This window comes from Amycolatopsis sp. WAC 01416, from assembly GCF_003947485.1.
Taxonomy (GTDB): domain Bacteria; phylum Actinomycetota; class Actinomycetes; order Mycobacteriales; family Pseudonocardiaceae; genus Amycolatopsis.
Genome location: NZ_QHHX01000001.1, coordinates 604,940 through 624,153 on the forward strand (window position 1 = coordinate 604,940; position 19,214 = coordinate 624,153).

Below are 19,214 nucleotides of genomic sequence, written 5' to 3' on the forward strand. Positions count from 1 at the left end.
CGATGACTTCGTTCTTCGGAGATGTCTGGTTCCAGAACAGTGACGACGTCGTGGGCGGTGGAGCGGCGCCGGCGACCGGTCAGGGCTTCACCATGAACGGTGACGAGATGCGTGGCCTGCTCAAGAAGTGCCAAGATCAACGAGACTTCATCCGCAACCAGTTTTACGCTGCGGCCCGGTTGTCACAGGTCGTACCACCGGGCGATGAACCAGCAAGCAAGCATGCGGTAGACGGCCCGAACGGCGTCAACGAAACCGGGCGATTCTATGAAGGACATCTACGATTCCAGGACGAGTACTTCACCGAACTCATCCTCCGACTGGAAAAATCACTGGGACTGACCGAGGAAGCCGACCGGCAAGCAGCCGACGCGACCAAGAAAAGCGGGACAATCGATTGACCTCACGAAACCAACTGGCCGCCTTCGCTTTGCTGGCCAACGGCATCCTGCTCCTGGCAGCCTGCAATGGCGACCGCACCACCCCCGGCACCCCCACACCAGGAACACCTGCCGCATCGTCGAGCGTGGCGGGTGTCCCGAACAGCGGAGCACCCGCCGTGCAGAATCCGTTACCGGCCAAGGTGCTCGACGGGAGCCCCTGCGACAGCGCCCTCACCACCCAGCAACTCGAATCCTTCATCGGTGAACCGCGTCCTGGCAAGCCCGGAACCGACGCCCTCGGCGCCGCGTGCGACTGGAGTTCCGCATCGGGAACCGGCGCGGGCTTCTCGATCAGCTACCAAACCAAGTCCGACCAAGGAATCAGCCTCCCCTATCAAAGCGTAAAACCGAAAACAGCCCGCTGGCTCGAACTTGACCCGATCGACGGCTACCCGACGATCGGCTATGCCAACAACGTGGGCGTTTCGAAAGACGACAAGAAGTTCTGCGTCGTCGTGGTAGGCGTCTCAGATCAGCTTGCCTATTCGGTTTCACTCGGCCTCGGAGACAAGGCGTATCGAGAAGGTAAGGACTCCTGCATTGCAGGACGCAGTGTGGCGGCTGAAGTCCTGAAGAACCTCAAGGGGAGGGCGTAAGCCGCGCATAGACGGCCTCTGCACCTTTGGCCAGGTTTTCGCGAGTGGTGGTCGGATCGGTCTTCGCGGCGATGAGACTGATCCGCACCATCGATCGGCCGCTGGGGAACAGAACCTGCCCGCCGTCGGCGCCGAAATCGCCGCAACCGGCCTCTCCGATCGGCCGGGACAGCGGCTCGCCCTGGCTGAAGTCGCATTGCTCGCGAACACTGGCGATGGCGGCGGCGGGGTCCGGCACGGACAGCACGGTCTGGCTGACGGTGACGTTCGGTGCGATTCCCTCCGAGAGCGCCACCTGGCCGGCGCGGTCACAGCGCATCTCGACACTGTTGTGCTTCGAGCCGGGGGTTTCGCTCAAACTGAACAGATCCCGCTGCAAACCATCGGTCGGCCGTTCCGTGATCGTGGTGAAGACCTCCGCGGGAAACGCCGCGCACGGGTCGGCGACGAGGTCGTAAGGCGCGGGGTAGCTGTGTACCGGCATGGACCGCGGCCCTTGGGCGACGTTCTGGCGGATGCCGTCGAGCAGCGTGGTCAAGGCGGCTTCGGGATCGGGGAGCTTGGTGAAGCCGCTGATGCCGAGCTCCAGGATGTTGTAGTCGGTCTGGAGGCTCACCCTGATGTCTTCCGGTGATCCCCGGCGAGCACCGACCTCCAGTACGGCGTCCCGCCAATCCATCCGTTGCGAAAATCGCGAGTGCAAGACGTGCAGGCGCACGCTGATATCGGTCAAGTCCGGCTCGCCGGACACGGTGACGCTGCCGCCGCAGGTACTCGCCCACAGGCCCTTTCCGGCGAGGTCGGGGCGGTCTCCGTCGGTGGTGCTCAGGCGGTCGCCGCCCTGGAGGAAGCCGTCTTTCAACGCCAGCCCCGCGGCCGCCAGCACATCGGCGGTGAGGGTCGCGCACGCGTTGTGGACGAAACCGCCTTGGAAGGTGGCCGCCGGTTCGGTGCTGGGAGTTTCCTTCAGGATGAAGCGCTGGGGTGGCGGAGGCGGATCTGCGGCGTCAGCGGGCCCGGGCCGGGGAACGCAGGCGGCGCAGAGCAAGGCGGGCACGATCAGCAGAAGTAGGCGTCTCATCAAGATGGAACGCTACGAGTTGCGGAAGCGGAAGCCAGCCCGCGACAGCGTGAGGCCATGCGGCTCCATCCCCGCACTGACCACCTAGAATGCGCGGATGACCAACACCGGCCGCAGGGGTCGCGAGCGCGCCGCGACCGATCAGGACATCCGCCGGACGGCGCGGGCGCTCCTGGTCGAGCAGGGGCCGGAGGCCGTGACCCTGCGGGCGATCGCACGCGAGCTCGGCATCACGGCGCCGGCGTTGTACCGCTACTACGGCTCCCGGGACGATCTGGTCGAGCACCTGCGTGCGGACGTCGTCGCGGATCTCGCGGCCGGGCTCGCCGAGGACATCGCGCAGCTTCCGGACGAGGGCGCGCTTCAGCTTTTCGCCATCTGCAAGGGATTCCGGCGCTGGGCGCTCGCGCACACCAAGGAGTTCACGCTGGTCTTCGCGTCGCCGTCTTCGGACGCGGGAAACCGGCTGGACGAGCCGTTCGGGCGCATCTTCCTCGCGGCGGCGGGCCGGGTGCTCGCGATGCACGACCTGGTGACGCCGTCGAACGACGTGGTGCCCGTCGAGCTGCGCGACGATCTCACGTCCTTCCAAGAGGAACTGCTCGCCGTGTTGAAGGAGTCCGGCGCGACGTTCCCGCTGGAGAAGCTCGACCTCGGCGTGACGTACCTGATGATCCAGTTCTGGGCCCGGCTCTACGGGCACGTCACGCTCGAGGTCTTCGGCAACTATCCGATCCCGTTCTCGAAACCGGACGTCCTCTTCGATGCGATGCTGGCCGATCTCGCGCGCGAGATCGGCCTCACCGCGGAGTGAGCTACGCCGCGTGCCCGCCGTCGACCGAGACGGTCGCCGCGGTCACGTACTTGCTTTCCGGCCGGGCCAGGAACGACACGGTGGCGGCGACCTCCGACGGCGAACCGTAGCGGTCGAACGCCGTCAGGCTCCGCTGGTCGGCGGCGTACGGGCCGTCGGCCGGGTTCATGTCGGTGTCGGTCGGGCCGGGGTGGACCAGGTTCACGGTGATGCCGCGCGGCCCGAGTTCCCTGGCGAGGCCCTTGGTCATGCCCAGCATCGCGGTCTTGCTCACCGCGTACAGCGACATCCCGGGGCCGGGAACGCGGTCCGAGACGCAGCTGCCGATGGTGACCACACGCCCGCCGTCGCCGAGGTGCCGGGCCGCGGCCTGCGTGGCCACGTAGACACCGCGGACGTTGACCGCGAGCACGCGGTCGATGTCCTCCAGGCTCGTCTGGTCGAGCGGTCCGACGAAGCCGACGCCCGCGTTGTTGACCAGCACGTCGAGCCTGCCGAACTCGGCGACCGTCGTGTCGACCGCGGAAACCAGAGCCGCGGCGTCGGCGCTGTCGGCCTGGATCGCCAGCGCCCGGCGGCCGAGTGCCTTGATCTCGTCCACGACACCGGCCGCGAGCGCGGCGTTGTGCTGATAGGTGAGTGCGACGTCGGCGCCGTCCTGGGCGAGCCGGATCGCCGTGGCGGCACCGATCCCGCGGCTGCCGCCGGTCACCAAAGCCACCTTGCCGTCGAGGGTCATGGGGTGTTCTCCGTTCGATTTCGTTGTCCTTGAACAACTCCATCGAATCGCTTCACGACCCTCGACGCTGGCGTCTTTCGGCCACGGCACTACAGCACGATGTTGACCAGCCGTCCCGGGACGACGATCACCTTGCGCGGCGTGCCGTCGCCGACCAGTGCGGCGACCTTCTCGTCGGCCAGCGCGGCCGTCTGCACGGCGTCCTTGTCCGCGTCGGCGGGCACGGTGACACGCGAGCGCACCTTGCCGTTGACCTGGATCGGGTACTCCACGGAGTCCTCGACCAGGTACTTCTCGTCGACGACCGGGAACGGCCCGTGCACCAGCGAATCCGCGTGGCCCAGGCGCTTCCACAGCTCCTCGGCCAGATGCGGGGCCAGCGGCGCCAGCATCAGCACCAGCGGCTCCACCAGTTCCCGTGGCGCCGCCTCGGTGCCGCCGTAGGTCTTGGTGACGTAGTTGTTCAGCTCGATCAGCTTCGCGCCGGCCGTGTTGAACCGCATCTCCGCGTAGTCCTCGCGGACTCCGGCGACCGTCTTGTGCAGCTGCTTGCGATCCTCGTCGGTCGCGTCCACATTGGACACCCGCAGTTCGCCGGTGTCCTCGTTGACGACCAGGCGCCACAGTCGCTGCAGGAACCGTTGCGCGCCCACGACATCCTTGGTCGCCCAAGGCCGCGAGACGTCCAGCGGGCCCATCGACATCTCGTAGAAGCGGAAGGTGTCGGCGCCGTAGTTCGCGGACATCTCGTCCGGGGTGACGACGTTGCGCTGCGTCTTCCCCATCTTGCCGTATTCCTGCTTGACCTCTTCGTCGCCGAAGAAGAACTTGCCGTCCTTCTCCACGACGTCTTCGGCAGGAACGTAGACGCCACGGGAATCGGTGTACGCGAACGCCTGGACGTAGCCCTGGTTGAACAGCTTCCGGTACGGCTCCTTGGACGAAACGTGGCCAAGGTCGAACAGCACCTTGTGCCAGAACCGCGAGTACAGCAGGTGCAGTACCGCGTGCTCGACACCGCCGACGTACAGGTCCGTGCCGCCCGGGTCCTCGACGCCGTGCTCGGCGGGACGCGGGCCGACCCAGTACGCCTCGTTCTCCGGCGCGACCAGCACCTCGGAGTTGGTCGGGTCCAGGTACCGCAGCTGGTACCAGCAGGAACCCGCCCAGTTCGGCATGGTGTTGATGTCGCGGCGGTAGGTCTTCTTGCCATTGCCCAGGTCCAGTTCGACCTCGACCCAGGCGGTGGCGCGCGCCAGCGGCGAGGACGGCGTGCTGTCCTTGTCCTCCGGGTCGAAGGTCACCGGCGAGTAATCGGCGACCTCGGGCAGTTCGACCGGCAGCATGCTGTCCGGCAGCGCGTGGACCTGGCCGTCCTCGTCGTAGACCACCGGGAACGGCTCACCCCAGTAGCGCTGACGCGAGAACAGCCAGTCGCGCAGCTTGTACTGGACGGTGCCGCGGCCGTGATCGTGCTCCTCCAGCCAGCCGATCATCGTCTTCTTGGCCTCGTCGACCCCCATGCCGTCCAGGAACCCTGAATTGATCGCGGGGCCGTCGCCGGTGAACGCCTTGCCTTCGAAGCCGTCCGTCGGCTGGACGGTGCGGATGATCTCCAGGCCGAACTTCTCGGCGAATTCCCAGTCGCGGCTGTCCTGGCCGGGGACGGCCATGATCGCGCCGGTGCCGTAGCCCATCAGGACGTAGTCGGCGACGAAGACCGGGATCTCCTTGCCGTCGGCCGGGTTCACCGCGTAGGAGCCGGTGAAGACGCCGGTCTTCTCCTTGTTCTCCTGACGGTCCAATTCGGACTTCCGCGAAGCGGCGTCACGGTACGCGGCGATCGCCTCGGCGGGAGTCGCGGCGTCGCCGGTCCACCTGGCGTCGACGCCTTCGGGCCATGTCGCCGCTGTCAGCTTCTCGACCAGCGGGTTCTCCGGAGCAACGACGACGTAGGTCGCCCCGAACAGCGTGTCCGGGCGGGTGGTGAAGACCTCGATCTCCTGCTCACCCGCCTCGAACTTCACCTGTGCGCCGTGCGAGCGGCCGATCCAGTTGCGCTGCATGGACTTGACCTTCTCGGGCCAGTCCAGCAGGTCCAGGTCGTCGACCAGGCGGTCGGCGTAGGAGGTGATGCGCATCATCCACTGACGCAGATTGCGCCGGAACACCGGGAAGTTGCCGCGTTCGCTGCGGCCGTCGGAGGTGACCTCTTCGTTCGACAGCACCGTGCCCAGGCCGGGGCACCAGTTGACCGGTGCCTCGGAGATGTAGACCAGCCGGTGCGAGTCGATGATCTCCAGCTGCTCGGCGCGGGTCAGCTCACACCAGTTGCGGCCGTCGGGCGTGCGGCGCTTGTCCTGCGCGTACTCGGTCTCGAGGTCGACGATCGGACGGGCCTTACCGGCCTTCTCGTCGTAGTAGGAGTTGAAGATCTGCAGGAAGATCCACTGGGTCCAGCGGTAGTACTCCGGATCGGTGGTGCGGATCCGGCGACGATCGTCGTGGCCGAGGCCCAGGCTGCGCAGCTGACGCAGGTACGTCGTGATGTTCTCGTCGGTGGTCTTCGCCGGATGCTGACCGGTGCGCACCGCGTACTGCTCGGCCGGCAGGCCGAAGGCGTCGAAGCCCATCGTGTGCAACACGTTGCGGCCGATCATGCGGTGGTACCGCGCGAAGACGTCCGTCGCGATGAAGCCCAGCGGGTGCCCGACGTGCAGGCCGGCGCCCGACGGGTACGGGAACATGTCCTGGACGAACAGCTTGTCCGACGGGACCTCTCCGCTCTCGTCCGCGAGCGGGCCGACCGGGTTCGGCGCGTGGTAGGTGCCGTGGTCGGACCAGTAGTCCTGCCAACGCTGCTCGATCTGGCCTGCCAGCTCCGCGGTGTAGCGGTGCTGAGGGGCCGCGTCGGCGCCTTCGCTCGCCTGGTTCATCGCCGAAATCCTCCGTGCTCATCCACGTCAAGCCACTCCAGAAACAACTCGACCCCTCAGCCCGGAGGGCATGAGGGGTCGCCGCGCTGGTCCCGGCCGTGGGGCCGAGTTCAGCGCGGCAGGCTAAGGAGCAGCCGAGCCGTGTCCATATGGCCAGTTTAACGCGCTGGTCAAAGCCGTTCCGAGGGGACCGCCAGAGCGATGAACTGGGTCACCTGCGTCGGCGAGAAGTTGTTGTCGCTGACGAGCACCAGACTGCGCTCGCCACCTCGCAGGCGCGGGCCCCAGGTCATCCCCTCGACGTTGTCCACAGTGGACAACTTGAAGTCCGCGAGGTCCGCCAGCAGGCGCTTCTTGACCGGTTTGACCTTCTCCGCGTCGCCCAGCGAGGGGGTTTCCAGGATGTTCGTGGCGCCCTTGGTGTCGATCTCGTAGATGCGGACCTTGTTGCCGACACCGGTGACGAACGAACGCTCCATCACCAGGTAGCGCGTCGGATCGGCCTGGTCGACGGCCAGCAGCGACGAGATGCCCGTCGTCGCGAAGGCGCCGGGCGGGTTCGGCGACGCGAAGACCTTCTCCTGCGGGTACGCGTACTGCGCGAGGACCGGCCCGAACCGCGACTGAAGCGTGATGCGCGAAAGGGCGCCTGACGTGGTGTTCGCTTCCGGTCCGTCCTGCAGCAACGGACCCTCGACCGAGCTGGCGACCAGCGATCCGAAACCCGCGAAGGTGAGGCCTTCGAGGGCGAGGTTCTGCCGCGGCCCAGTCGTCTCCGCCATCGTCTCGTTGGCGGGAATCGGCAGGTCACGGACGTAGGCGCCGTCGCGCTTCGCCTCGCGGATCGACGGATCGATCCGCGCCGCCGCCGACCGCTCACCCTCCTGCGACCAGACGTACCGGCCGGTCCAGGGGTCGACGCGCAGCTCTTCGGGATCGATGGTCCGCATGTTCGGCGGCTGCGCGGGGTCGTTCTTCGCGAGCGGCGGGTACGGCGTGCCGTCGGGACGCAGGAGCGGCTTGGTGCCGGTGAAGGTGACCGGGCCGAGTCCGTCGGCGTCCAGGGAGAACTTCGCCGTGTAGAACCGGGCCGGGTTGATCGCGGACCGGTCGTCGCAGATCAGCGCGTACTCGCCGGTGCGGGGGTCGAAGTCGATGCTGGAGAGACCGCCGACGACCGTGCCCTGGTAGGGCAGGGCGTTCGGGACGATCTGTTCCCCGATCAGGCGAAGCGGACGGTGACCCGCTTCGGCGGCTGGTGCCGCCATCAGGGTGAGGGGGACGGCCCCGATCAGGGCGAGGGCAAAGGCTCGGCGTGACATGGCCTGTAGCACAGTCGATCAGGGTATCCGGCAGGTTGCCGGAACGTCACGCTTATCCTCGTGGAGTGTTCGTCATAGCGCTGGTCCCGATCGTGCTGGGTGTCCTCGTCGGCTGGGGTGGGTTCCTCGGCCTGCGCGAGAAGCTGCCGCGTGACCGCGGCGCCGGCGTGCGCACCGCCGCCACGATGCGCAGCGAAGAGGCCTTCCGCCTCGGCAACAAGGTCGCCGGGCTCCCGACGCTGGCCGGTGGCGTGATCGCCGTGCTCGCGGGGGCCGCCGGGCTGATCATGCCGACGACGTCCGGCCTCGTACTGGCCTCGATCGTGGGCGTGATCGGGTTGATCGCGCTGATCGCGGCCGGGGGAGTGCTCGGCAACCGCGCCGCCGCGACGGTCCCCGAGCCCGAACCGGAGCGGCCCGCCGGGTGCAGTGGCTGCGCCTGCGGAACCTGCGGCGTCTTCAAGAAGGCCGACACCGCCACCGCTTAATTGCGCTGGAGGTCTCCCGGGTGGGTGGCCAGCAGCGCCAGCGGGATGCCCTGACGCCGCAGCACCTGGCCCCAGAGGTCGTGGTTCGGCGAGGCGAGGACGTCGCTGGGCAACGCCGGGACGATCACCCAGTCGTCGCGTTCGATCTCGTTCGCCAGCTGGCCGGAGTCCCAGCCCGCGTACCCGGCGAACACCCGCACGCCGCGGACCTTCGGGACCAGGATCTCGGGATCGGTGTCGAGATCGACCAGCGCGACCGGACCACGGACGGCGATCACCCCCGGCACGCTGGACGCCGTCTCACCGGTCCGCAGCGCGGCCAGGCACAACGCCGTCTTCTTCTCCACCGGACCGCCGACGAACACCGACTGCGGTTCGGCGACGTGCCCGCCCCAGTTGGGGAGCACGTCGTACACCGGGACGTCACTCGGCCGGTTGAGCACGACCCCGAGCGTTCCCTCGTCCCGGTGATCGATGACGAACACGACGGTCCGCCTGAAGTTGGGATCGAACATCGTGGGGGCGGCGACCAGGAGCGTTCCCGGTTCGACCTCGGCGTCCGCTGGCACGTCCGCCATGATCCCACTTCGAGTGAGGACAAATCGTCCGGCACTGGGAACAACAGCATCACGAGCACCGTTGGACACAACGGTCGGTGCGCTTTCCGTGTCCCCCGGGCTCACTGAAGAACCGCCTTTGTGGAATACCGTCCGGCTGGAGCCACACTGCGCATAGCCGCCGAGAGGCGACCCTAAAGCGCACCGACCGCCTTGAACTCCGGTCGTTCGTCTCCGTGACGGGGTGGACGACACGGGTGCGGCGTCGCCGCGCCTCTCACTAGGCTTCCGCCGTGACGACCTGCGCACCCGAGCGAGTCCGTTCGAGGGCGTTCGTTCGCGACCGTGACTTCCGCCGTCTGCTGTTCACGCGGTTCTCCGCGCACTGGGGCAACGGCATGTACCAGGCCGGGCTGGCCGGCGCCGTCCTCTTCAACCCCGAACGCGCCGCCGACGCGCTCGCCATGGCGGGCGGTTTCGCGGCGTTGCTGCTGCCCTATTCGCTCGTCGGGCCGTTCGCGGGCGCGCTGCTCGACCGCTGGGATCGCCGGAGGGTCCTGATCTTCGCGAACCTCCTGCGGTCCCTCACCATCCTCGCGACGGCCGTCGCGGTGGGCACGGGAGCGGCGGGGATCGGGCTGTTCTCCCTGGCGCTGGCGTCGGAGGGCATCTCCCGGTTCATCGGCTCGGGTCTGTCCGCGTCGCTTCCGCACGTGGTCGAAGAGAAATCCGTGGTCGCCGCGAACGCCTTCGCGGCGACGTGGGGTTCCGTGCTCGCCGTCGTCGGCGGCGGCTGCGCGATCGGCCTCCGGGCGCTGACCGGCGCCGACGACGCCGGTTCCGCATGGGTCACCGCCGTCGCCGCGCTCGGCGGGATCGGGGCCGCCGTCCTCGCCTCGGGGTTCACGCGCGGGCTGCTCGGGCCGTCGACGGTCGACGAGCCGTCGAATCCGGCTCTCGCCGTCGCCCGCGGCCTCTCCGACGGCGCGAAGGCGGCTTGGCGCACGCCCAGCGTCACGGCCGGTTTCGTCGCGCTGTTCGCCCATCGCGCGTCGTACGGGATCTCGCTGCTGGTGACCGTGCTGCTGATGCGCAACCACTTCACCGACGCCGGGATCTTCCGCGCCGGGATGGCGGGGCTGGGGCAGATGGCCGCGTTCGCCGGGGCGGGGATCCTGGTCGCCGGACTGCTGACCGCGCGGCTGATCCGGCTGCTGGGCAGGGTCCGCGTCGTGGTGGGTGCGCTGATTCTGGCGGCGGTCGCGCAGTCCGCGCTCGGCCTGCCGATGGTGGTGCCCGCCGCGTTGGTCGCGGCGTTCCTGGTGACCGGGGCCGGACAGGTGCTGAAACTCTGCGTCGATTCGTCGGTTCAGCTCGACGTCGCCGACGAGGCGCGAGGGCGGGTCTTCGCGCTCTACGACACGCTTTTCAACATCACCCAGGTCGCCGCCGTTTCCCTGGCCGCGACGGTGATCCCGGCCGACGGACGCTCGCCGGGGCTGCTGATCGCGGCCGCCGTCCTCTACCTGGCAGGCGCCGCCGCCTACCTGCTCGCGGTGCGAAAAGGGAGAACCACTGATACGGCTCCGCCCATGGCATTAGGGTGACGCTTACCGACACCGGGTGGCGTATGCCCGGGATCAAGTACTTGCGGGGGCTCAAGTGACGACGGCCGGCGACGACAGCGCACGCCTCGAAGCGCGCAATGCCGCCATGAAGGACCAGGTCGACACGCTGCTCGAGCAGTTCGAGCGCCAGACGGCCCAGCTCCGGGACGCGCAGGAAGCCGCTTCGCAGACGTCGGCGACGGTGGTCTCGCAGGACGGCCTCGTCCGCGCCACCATCGACGCGACCGGCACGCTCGCCAAACTGGAGATCCAGCCGAACGCCTTCGAGCGCACCACTCCCGCGCAGCTCGCCAACACCGTGCTGACCTTGGTGCGTCAGGGATCGCTGCAGGTCAAGCAGCAGGTCGCCGACCTCATGGCCCCGATCACCGAAGGGCTTCCGGACCTCTCGGACCTCATCGAAGGCGCACCTTCGCTGCAAGGGCTGGTGCCGTCGATCCCGGACTTCCTCGCGGAAGAAGAAGAGGCGCCGTCGAAGTCCGACGAAGACTTCGACGCCCCGCTCATGATCAAGGACGACACACCGCCGCCGGCTCCTCCGGCCCCGCCCGCGCCGCCGGCACCGAAACCGGTTCCGAAGCGGGTGCGCCAACAGGACGACGATGAGGACGAACCGCCTTCGAGCTGGTTGACCAGGGGAGTCTGATGCCGAACGGTGGGTTCACCGCGGATCCGGACGCGGTGAAGACGGCCGCGGCCAAACTGGGCCTTGCCGCGGATCAGCTGGACGACGCGGGCAAGGAACTGCTGGCCGCGATGAATTCGCTCGGCCAATGCTGGGGCAACGACGACGCCGGCAAGGAGTTCGCGAAGGACTACGAGCCGGGCGCGCAGGGTTCGTCCGAAGGGTTCGCGAACATCGTCGAGGCGCTGCGGGGCATGCAGCACAACGTCGAACGATCGATGACCGCGTTCACGAACGCCGAGGAAGAGATCAAGACGACGCTGGACAAGAAGGTCTAGCGCCGTGGGTATGGAGATGCCCGACGCGGTCAAGTGGCTCCTGCCGATCGTCGTCGGGGAAAGCTGGCCCGAAGGCGACGAGGACAAACTCCGCGAACTGCGCGACGCCTGGCACAACGCCTCGAAGGCCGTCCAGCCGATCGCCGACACCGCGACCAAGGGCGCCACCGAGGTCCTCGGCGGCTGGACCGGTGAAGGCGCGGAGAAGTTCGCCGAGGCCTGGAAGAAGTTCGTCGAGGGCGACGAGGCGTACTTCAAGTCGCTCGCCGACTCGTCGAAGGCGCTCGGCGACTCGTGCAACGCGACGGCGCTGGACGTCGAGTACACGAAGTACATGATCATCATCTCGCTGGTGATCCTCGCCGCGCAGATCGTCGCGATGATCGCGGCCGCGGCGGTGACCTTCGGTGGTTCGACGGCCGGGATCGCGCCGGCGCAGATCGCCACCCGCATGACCGTCCAGATGATCTTCCGGCAGCTGATGCAGAAACTCGCGCAGGAAGGCTTCAAGAAGGTCGCGAAGGAACTCCTCGAGAAACTCCTCAAGGAGGGCCTGAAGAAGATCGGCAAGGAGGTCCTGCAGAACACGGCGATGAACCTCGCCATGGACGCGGGTATCCAGGGCCTCCAGATGGCCAAGGGTGACCGCGACAGCTGGGACTTCAGCAAGACCAAGGACTCCGCGATCAGCGGTGCCGTCGACGGCGTGGTCGGCGCGGGCAGCAGCAGTATCGGCAAGGGCGCGACCAAGGGACTTTCCGACAGCGTCGGCGGCCAGATCGTCGACAGCGCGGCGCGCGGTGCCGTACGCGGCGCGGCCGAAGGTGTCGCCAGCACGGTCGGGCAGGCCGCCGTCACCGGCGACCTGGACAAGCTTTCGGCCAAGGACGTCCTGATGGGCGCTTCCGGCGGAGCCGTGGGTGGCGGTGTCGACGGGGCGAAGAGCCAGATCGGCGACATCAAGGCCGCGAACACGCCCGGCGCCTCGGCGGGCGACGGTCCTTCCACACCGGATGTGGATTCCGGGGATTCCGGTTCTTCGTCGGACTCGCGTTCCTCCACGGACTCGCGTTCCTCCACGGATTCCGGCTCCTCTTCGGACTCCGGCTCCTCTTCGGACTCCGATTCTTCGTCGGACTCGCGTTCCTCCACGGACTCCGGCTCTTCTTCGCGGTCGGATTCTTCGTCGGACCCGGCGCCACGGTCCACTTCGGACAGTCAGGCGGCTTCGAGCCGCGGTTCGGACAGCGCTTCCGGGTCCGCTGATCCGCAGCCGCGTTCCGAGAGCGGCCCGCAGCGGGCGGCGGACGGCGACCGGGTCAGCCAGTCCTCGACGCAGGCCCCCGAACGTCCGGCCGACGCCCCGGCGAACACCGGTGACGGTCAGCGTGCGCCGCAGACCCACCAGAACGCTCCGGCGGCCGCCGCGGACAACGGTTCCGGTCAGCAGCAAGGCGCGGCGGGTAATCAGCAGCAGGCACCCGCCGCCCAGTCGCAGGCGCCCGCGGCGAGCCCGGCACAGACACCGGCTTCGAGCCCGGCACAGGGACCGGCGTCCAGTCCGGCACCGAGTCCGTCGCACGGTCCTTCGCCGAGTCCTTCGCAGTCCAGCGCGACGCCGCCCGCCGCCTCCTCTTCCTCGGGTGCGCCGTCGAGTTCGGGCGGGTACGGCATGGCGTCGAACCCGGGTTCGAGCTCGCCCGCTCCGTCTGGCGGGTACGGCATGGCTCCCGGCGGCAACCCGCCCGGCAACGGTCCGGCTCCCGGCGGTTTCCCGCCTCCCGGCCACGATCCGTCGCGGCCCGGCCGGCCGAACGACGGCGTCCAGGCCGCGGGCTTCACCGGCAACGGCGGGCCGCAGCAGCCGCGTTTCGACCAGCCGCCCGCCCCGATGCCCTTCCAGGGCCAGCAGCCGATGCAGCCGCCGCCTCCGGGTGGTTTCGCACCGCCGCCGCCTCCGCCCGGCGCCATGCCGCCGCGCGGGCCGCAGGGTCAGCCCGGTCCGATGGGCCCACGTCCGACTGGACCACAGCCGCCGCAGCAGCATCCCGGTCAGGGTGGATATCCGCAGGACCGCGGGCCGCGACAGCGTCCTCAGCAACCGCCACAGCCGCCGGGACCGCAGGGTCCGCCGCGCCCGCCCCAGGGGTATCAGGGCAGGCCGGGACCGGGTCCCGGCCCGAACGGCGGGGTCCCGCCGCGCCCGCAGACGCCTCCGCCCGGCCCGCCGCCGGGCAACCGCCGTCCGGCAGGCCATCCGCCGCGGCCCCCGCATCCGGGCAACGGTCCGTTCCCCGGCAACCGCGGCCCCATGCCGCCGCCTCCGCCCGGCCATCACCCGGGTCAGCCAGGTCACCCGGGCCGTCCCGGACAGCAGCCCGGCAGGCCGATGCCGCCCGGTGCCGAGCCGCCGCGCTTCGGTGGTCCGCAACGTCCGCCGCAGGTCCCGGCACCGCGTCCCGGCCACGACGGGAACGCGGGACCCCAGGACCGCACCCAGCAGCCGCAGCGTCCCCCGCAGCAGCAGCCCCCGATGCGACCGGTGGAGGAGGCGCCGCGGCAGGCACCTCAGGACACCGGGCTGCCCAAGGACACAGAGCTCCCGAAGGACGTCGAGACTCCCAAGGACACGGACGTCCCCAAGAACACCGAGACGCCGAAGGACGTCGAGGCTCCGAAGGACACCGAGGCACCCCAGGACGTCACACCTGACGACAAGACCAGCGACGACGTCGGCACCACCGTCGACGAGCCGTACCTGACGGATCCGGACTTCCACACGGACGACCCCGCCGCCTACCGCGCGCTCGCCGAGACGCAGATCGACAAGCGCGGTTTCGACACCGAGACCGGGGAAGCGCGGAGCGAACAGGTCCGCCGCGAAGGTCTCGCCAAACGCGACACCCACGAAGATCCACGCGTCAAGGCGATGTCGGATCAGGGCGCCTACGCGGTCCACAGCTACACGCGTACCGACATGGCCGAGCGGATCACGCACGCCCAGCGTCACGGCGGCGCGGAGCTGGACGCGCTCCGGCCGCATATCGAGGCGATCACCTCCGGCCTCAACGAGATGCCCGCCTACGAGGGCCTCGTCTCGCGGCGGGTGAACTTCAACGGCAACGAAAGCGCGATCCGGAGTTTCCTCGAAGCGCACGCCAGGGGTCAGGTCATCGTCGACCCGCAGATGCTGAGCACGTCGCGGGTCACCCCCGACCATCCGCGGAGCAACTTCCCCGGCGAAGTCGAGATGCGCATCCAGTCGAAGACCGGACGCCACATCGAGGACCTCGCGTCCATCAAGGACGAACGCGAAGTGCTGATGAAGTCGGCGACGCAGCTGCGTGTCACCGACGTCAAGATGGGCCCGGGGCATCCCGATCACCCCGACTACAAGAAGCGGCTGGACGACGGCTCGCCCAACGACCTGCCGAAGTGGATCGTCGAATGCGAAGAGGTCGTCGCCGGTGAAGACGGCCACCTGAGCCCGGACGAGGTCCACCAGAAGGTCGCCGAGCGGCGCGAGTACAACAACGCCGTGCAGGAGCGGCTGGCGCAGGAAGCGGCCGAGCAGGAAGCCCAGCTGCGCCGCGACCACCCGGAGCTGTTCCAGGGCCAGGGCCTCGCGGGGCTCGAGACCAAGCTGGCCGACGGCAAGGGCGGCTGGGTCGACGCCACCGACGCCCCGGTCCACGACATCCCCAAGCCGAGGGAGCACGTTCCCGACGGCGGCTGGTCCGAGCTGGCGAAGCCGCTCGACGAGGGTGGGACGCCGGTCATCCACGCGGGTTCGGCCGAGACACCGCACCAGCAGGTGCGGCTGCTCATGGACGAGATTCCGGCGATCGGCGAGGCCAACACCCGCAACTACTACGCGCCCGAATCGTGGAAGGACGGCTACCAGACGAACTCGGCCGAGTCGCTGGTCGCGTTCGAGGACCGGATGAACGGTGGCGACTCGGTCGCCGGGCCGTCGACCGGTGGTTCGCCGTTGCAGCACGTCAGCGACCGGCTCGGCGGGCAGTGGTCGGATCGGAACGGCTTCGCCGACGTCGCCCGTGAGCTGGGTGAACGTCCGGTCGGCGCGCGGACGGCGGTGGCGTTCGAGCACCACGCCGCCGCCGAGCCGAACGCGCCGGAGGGTTCGCCGCGGTCCAAGGACCGGATCGAGACGCGGATCGTCGCCGCGGTGCACACGCCGCACGGCGTGGTCTTCGCCGACCCGATGACCGGACGGCTCGCGACGCTGCCCGACGATCCGACGTCGATCAAGGCGATGCCGATGGGCGGCGGCGATGCCCCGCACACGCCGGAAGCGCCGCACACCGAAAAGGCCCCTGAGGCCGAAACGCCGGTTCAGGAGCAGGCGCCGAAGACCGAAGCCGACATCGCCGACCGGCTCAAGGGCCCGGAAGAAGCACCCAAGCGAATCGACGAGAGCTACCTCGGCGACAAGGACTTCCGTGGCACGCCGGAGGATCACAAGAGCCTCCGTGACCGCTACGACAACGCCGACCACGCCGAGCAAGCCCGCGAAAAGGCGCTCAAGCGGCTCGAAGCCAGCCCGCTGAAAGACCGCGTCTCGCCCGAAGCGGCGGAAGCGATCTACTCGTACTCGCGCGAACACGCGTACGCGATCAACGACGCGAACCGCCGGGGTGAATCGCACCCCGACTTCGAGAACGCCCAGCGCAGCACCCGGGCGATCGTCGGCGCGCTCAACGAGCTGCCGGACTTCCACGGCGAGGCCATCCGCGGCATCGACACCAAGGGCGACATGCAAGCCGCCGCGATCATGGCGGCGCACTACGAACCCGGCCAGACCGTCCCCGAGCCGACGATGACCAGCTCCACCATCAAGACGTCGCCGGACACGAAGTCGAAGTTCGGCGAAGACGTCGAGATCCACATCGTCTCGAAGACGGGCAAGGACGTCTCGTCACTCGCCGAGAACCCGCGCGAGAACGAGGCCATCAACAAGCCGGCCACGCAGCTTTACGTGCACAGCAAGGAGTTCAAGACCCCGCCGCTGGTCGACCGGCCGAAGTGGGTCATCCACGCCGAAGAGGTCGTTCCCGGCGACCCGCGCTACCTCGACCCCGAGACCGCCAAGCAGAAGATGGACGAGCGGCGGGCCCGGCACGCCGCGGAGGCGCCGGAGCTCGCGCGGCTCGCCCAGGCACAGTCGATGGCGCGCCTCGGCGCCTTCGACGAGCCGCAGACCCCGCACCTCACCACGGAGAACCCGGCGCAGCACGGGGTCGCGGACGCGGACAAGGGGCCCGAGTACGGCGACCAGCCCGCTCAGGACCACTCGGCCACCGACGACACGATCGAACTGCCCGCCCCCGACCGGGACTACTCGTCGATGGCGGTCGCGACGAACCCGCCGAGCGAACCGGCGATCCACGCCGGCTCGGCGAGCCCCGCGCAGCAGGCCGCGTACCTCGCGGACCGGCACCCGCGACTGGGCGAAGTCAACCCGCACTTCAACGACCCCGACGCGCTGGCGAACGGCTACCGTTCCAACTGCACCCGCACGCCGGGCGCCTACATGGACCGGCTGAACGGCATCGATTCGACCGCCGATCCGCTGCTGGTGCACGAGATGGACAGCCGAGGCACGCTGGAACACGTCGAGGAACGGTTCGGCGGGCAGTTCTCCGATCGCGCCGACTACGACACCGTCATCCGCGAGATGCGGGGGATGCCGACCGATCACCACGCGGTCGTCGCGGTGAAGTACCTCGACGAGAACGGCGTCGAGCGCGGGCACGTCGCCATGGTGGCCAACACCCGTGACGGCGTCGCGTTCCTCGACCCGCAGTCCGGTGCGCTGATGAACCTGCCGCATCCGCCGCTGAGCATGAAGCTGATGCACGTCGGCGTCCCGGAGGGCCCCGCCGCGCAGCACACCGACGCGCACACCACGCGGACGGAGACCGCGCCGACGCGGCCCGTCGACCCGCGGATCGCGTTCGCCAGGGATGACACGCCCGACGTGCAGCCGTCGCGGATCGGGCCGGACGGCCGTCCGATCGTGACGCCGCCGCACGACGCGGGCTACGGCATGGCGCACGAAGAGCAGCCACCGGGAAACCGGGCCGATGGCGAGCGGTTCCTGAACGATCCCGAGGTCGCGGCCGCGGTGGACGGACTCGACCCGGAGAACAAGCGGGCCGTTCACGAGGACGAAAACGGGGTCAAGCACGACGTCGGGCCGATGCGGGACTTCATCCGCGAACACCTGCCCGCGCATCCGGAACTCGTCCGGCTGATGGAGCATCCGGACAACGCGTACCTGCGGGCTTCGCTGCTCGACAACCCGATGACCATCGGCAGCCTGCTGCTGCACCCGGAAGCCATCCCGATCCTCGAAGACGCCTTGCGCGACGTCGAGGATCGCGGTTTCCAGATGATCGACGACGTCCAGGAGGCGGGCCCCGGCGCGACTCCGCTGACCGACGAGCAGCGGGCAGTCTCCGACGCGGCGGCGCGGATCGCGGCCGAGTCGGACCCGGACCATCGCGTCCACGCGGGTTTCTCTCCGGAACACATCGGCGACGCGGCGAAGATCGACGAGTTCCTCGCCTCCGAGCGAGCGGCCTGGCCGCAGAATCAGGGTGACCTCAACCGGATCGCCGAACGTATCGCGAGCGAGAACGACGGTCAGGCCGGTAGCCGCCAGAGTCCCAAGGACGACGATCGAGCCCGGGCGAAGATCGCCAAGTACGAGGGTGACGCTTCCCTGCTGACGGACCTGGTGGGCGCGAAGATCCAGTTCGACACCCTGGCCGATGTCTACCACGCGCTGGACGCGGTGATCGCCGACCCGGATCTCGAAATCGTCAGCTTCGACGACCGGTTCGCGAAGCCGCAGGACAGCGGGTACCGCGATCTGCAGATGAACGTCCGGCTGCCGAACGGGCACGTCGCCGAACTACGACTGCACCTGACGCATATCGACACCGTCTCGGCCTACGAACACGCCTTGTACGAGGTCCGTCGTGACTTCCCGACGTACAACCTGACACTGGACGAGAACAACAAGAAGAGGTTGTCGCCGGAACAGGCCCTGCTGGACGCCGCCCTGATGGACCGGGTCCGGGAGAAGTTCATGGCAGGTCTGCGCAAGGGCCTGCCGCCTGAGGAGAACACGTGATCCAGACGCCGTCCTTTTACACGTATTTCGGGAAGACCTACCGCATCGAGTCGACGCCTGACGGTGGCTTGACGGGTTACCTCCTCAACCTGCGCTCCGGCGAGTTCGACGAAAAACCTGAGCACGTGCGCGAGGTCATGTGGGCGATGGCGAGTTCGGACATCAGCAAGGTGTCCGAAGAGAAGTTCGTCCAGGAAACCGAGCGCGCCCGCGAGCGGTACCTCAAGGGCAGTGGTCCGGTCTTCGCGCTGTACGAGACCATCGACGGGCTCTACCAGCAGGCCAGGCGCGAAAACCGGCGCGTGGAACCGCAGGAATCGGCGTTGATCCGGTCGCTGCGCAAGCGCACCTTCAAGATGTGGGAGGACGAGCTGGCCCGCCGCGCCGCGGGGGAGCCGCCGACGTTCCGGGCGGAACCACGGTTCCCCGAATACAAACCACCGGAGGAAGGGGACAGCCAGTGATCTCCTTCCACCGGCCGGACC

General features: G+C 68.7%; 14 protein-coding genes. 9 read left to right on the forward strand and 5 right to left on the reverse strand.

Annotation, left to right across the window (positions count from 1 at the left end; genetic code table 11):
* The first annotated feature begins 2 nt into the window (after window positions 1–2).
* On the forward strand, window positions 3–401 hold the full coding sequence (locus tag DL990_RS03000) for a hypothetical protein (protein ID WP_125797813.1): 399 nt from the start codon (window positions 3–5) through the stop codon (window positions 399–401).
* A complete protein-coding gene (locus tag DL990_RS03005; protein WP_233598676.1) occupies window positions 398–1,039 on the forward strand; it encodes a DUF3558 domain-containing protein in 642 nt (213 codons plus the stop codon). The genes DL990_RS03000 and DL990_RS03005 overlap by 4 nt, the downstream gene beginning before the upstream one ends.
* On the opposite strand, the gene DL990_RS03010 is transcribed toward DL990_RS03005, so the two are convergent.
* The gene (locus tag DL990_RS03010; protein ID WP_233620367.1) at window positions 1,023–2,120 is read right to left on the reverse strand and encodes a hypothetical protein; all 1,098 of its coding nucleotides are present in this window, start codon (window positions 2,118–2,120) and stop codon (window positions 1,023–1,025) included. The two genes, DL990_RS03005 and DL990_RS03010, sit on opposite strands and share 17 nt — an antisense overlap.
* Window positions 2,121–2,217: 97 nt before the next feature.
* On the opposite strand from DL990_RS03010, the gene DL990_RS03015 reads away from it, so the two are divergent.
* On the forward strand, window positions 2,218–2,934 hold the full coding sequence (locus tag DL990_RS03015; RefSeq protein WP_125781486.1) for a TetR/AcrR family transcriptional regulator: 717 nt from the start codon (window positions 2,218–2,220) through the stop codon (window positions 2,932–2,934).
* Window position 2,935: 1 nt separating this feature from the next.
* Here DL990_RS03015 and DL990_RS03020 read toward each other — a convergent pair whose 3' ends face one another.
* From DL990_RS03020 to DL990_RS03030, 3 genes are all read right to left on the reverse strand, one after another.
* The gene (locus DL990_RS03020) at window positions 2,936–3,673 is read right to left on the reverse strand and encodes a 3-oxoacyl-ACP reductase family protein (RefSeq protein ID WP_125781488.1); all 738 of its coding nucleotides are present in this window, start codon (window positions 3,671–3,673) and stop codon (window positions 2,936–2,938) included.
* An 89-nt stretch (window positions 3,674–3,762) separates the two neighbouring features.
* Window positions 3,763–6,609, reverse strand: a complete 2,847-nt coding sequence (leuS, locus tag DL990_RS03025; RefSeq protein ID WP_125797815.1) for a leucine--tRNA ligase — start codon at window positions 6,607–6,609, stop codon at window positions 3,763–3,765.
* Between the two features lie 170 nt (window positions 6,610–6,779).
* Window positions 6,780–7,931 carry an esterase-like activity of phytase family protein gene (locus DL990_RS03030; RefSeq protein WP_125797816.1) on the reverse strand — a complete coding sequence of 384 codons (1,152 nt, stop codon included), beginning with the start codon at window positions 7,929–7,931 and terminating at the stop codon, window positions 6,780–6,782.
* A 65-nt stretch (window positions 7,932–7,996) separates the two neighbouring features.
* Between DL990_RS03030 and DL990_RS03035 the strand changes: the two genes are divergently transcribed.
* Complete coding sequence (locus DL990_RS03035) at window positions 7,997–8,419, forward strand: SdpI family protein (protein ID WP_125781493.1); 423 nt, start codon at window positions 7,997–7,999, stop codon at window positions 8,417–8,419.
* On the opposite strand, the gene DL990_RS03040 is transcribed toward DL990_RS03035, so the two are convergent.
* Window positions 8,416–8,997 (reverse strand): YqgE/AlgH family protein, encoded by a 582-nt coding sequence (locus DL990_RS03040; protein WP_199746193.1) that lies wholly within the window; start codon window positions 8,995–8,997, stop codon window positions 8,416–8,418. The two genes, DL990_RS03035 and DL990_RS03040, sit on opposite strands and share 4 nt — an antisense overlap.
* Before the next feature lie 272 nt (window positions 8,998–9,269).
* Between DL990_RS03040 and DL990_RS03045 the strand changes: the two genes are divergently transcribed.
* Genes DL990_RS03045 through DL990_RS03065 form a run of 5 tightly spaced genes read left to right on the forward strand, consistent with a single transcriptional unit; the run spans window position 9,270 to window position 19,193 of the window.
* A complete protein-coding gene (locus DL990_RS03045; RefSeq protein ID WP_125797817.1) occupies window positions 9,270–10,583 on the forward strand; it encodes an MFS transporter in 1,314 nt (437 codons plus the stop codon).
* A 55-nt stretch (window positions 10,584–10,638) separates the two neighbouring features.
* Window positions 10,639–11,250, forward strand: a complete 612-nt coding sequence (locus DL990_RS03050) for a YbaB/EbfC family nucleoid-associated protein (protein WP_233620368.1) — start codon at window positions 10,639–10,641, stop codon at window positions 11,248–11,250.
* Window positions 11,250–11,567, forward strand: a complete 318-nt coding sequence (locus DL990_RS03055; RefSeq protein WP_125781497.1) for a WXG100 family type VII secretion target — start codon at window positions 11,250–11,252, stop codon at window positions 11,565–11,567. The genes DL990_RS03050 and DL990_RS03055 overlap by 1 nt, the downstream gene beginning before the upstream one ends.
* 10 nt (window positions 11,568–11,577) lie before the next feature.
* The gene (locus DL990_RS03060; protein WP_125797952.1) at window positions 11,578–18,729 is read left to right on the forward strand and encodes a toxin glutamine deamidase domain-containing protein; all 7,152 of its coding nucleotides are present in this window, start codon (window positions 11,578–11,580) and stop codon (window positions 18,727–18,729) included.
* Window positions 18,726–19,193, forward strand: a complete 468-nt coding sequence (locus tag DL990_RS03065) for a hypothetical protein (RefSeq protein WP_125781499.1) — start codon at window positions 18,726–18,728, stop codon at window positions 19,191–19,193. The genes DL990_RS03060 and DL990_RS03065 overlap by 4 nt, the downstream gene beginning before the upstream one ends.
* Window positions 19,194–19,214: the final 21 nt, after the last annotated feature.

What these genes read in the sequence shown, in the direction of transcription:
- DL990_RS03000 (WP_125797813.1), top strand. Translation starts at nt 3, where the DNA reads ATGACTTCGTTCTTCGGAGATGTCTGGTTCCAGAACAGTGACGACGTC.
- DL990_RS03010 (WP_233620367.1), bottom strand. Translation starts at nt 2,120, where the DNA reads ATGAGACGCCTACTTCTGCTGATCGTGCCCGCCTTGCTCTGCGCCGCC.
- DL990_RS03015 (WP_125781486.1), top strand. Translation starts at nt 2,218, where the DNA reads ATGACCAACACCGGCCGCAGGGGTCGCGAGCGCGCCGCGACCGATCAG.
- DL990_RS03020 (WP_125781488.1), bottom strand. Translation starts at nt 3,673, where the DNA reads ATGACCCTCGACGGCAAGGTGGCTTTGGTGACCGGCGGCAGCCGCGGG.
- leuS (WP_125797815.1), bottom strand. Translation starts at nt 6,609, where the DNA reads ATGAACCAGGCGAGCGAAGGCGCCGACGCGGCCCCTCAGCACCGCTAC.
- DL990_RS03030 (WP_125797816.1), bottom strand. Translation starts at nt 7,931, where the DNA reads ATGTCACGCCGAGCCTTTGCCCTCGCCCTGATCGGGGCCGTCCCCCTC.
- DL990_RS03040 (WP_199746193.1), bottom strand. Translation starts at nt 8,997, where the DNA reads ATGGCGGACGTGCCAGCGGACGCCGAGGTCGAACCGGGAACGCTCCTG.
- DL990_RS03055 (WP_125781497.1), top strand. Translation starts at nt 11,250, where the DNA reads ATGCCGAACGGTGGGTTCACCGCGGATCCGGACGCGGTGAAGACGGCC.
- DL990_RS03060 (WP_125797952.1), top strand. Translation starts at nt 11,578, where the DNA reads ATGGAGATGCCCGACGCGGTCAAGTGGCTCCTGCCGATCGTCGTCGGG.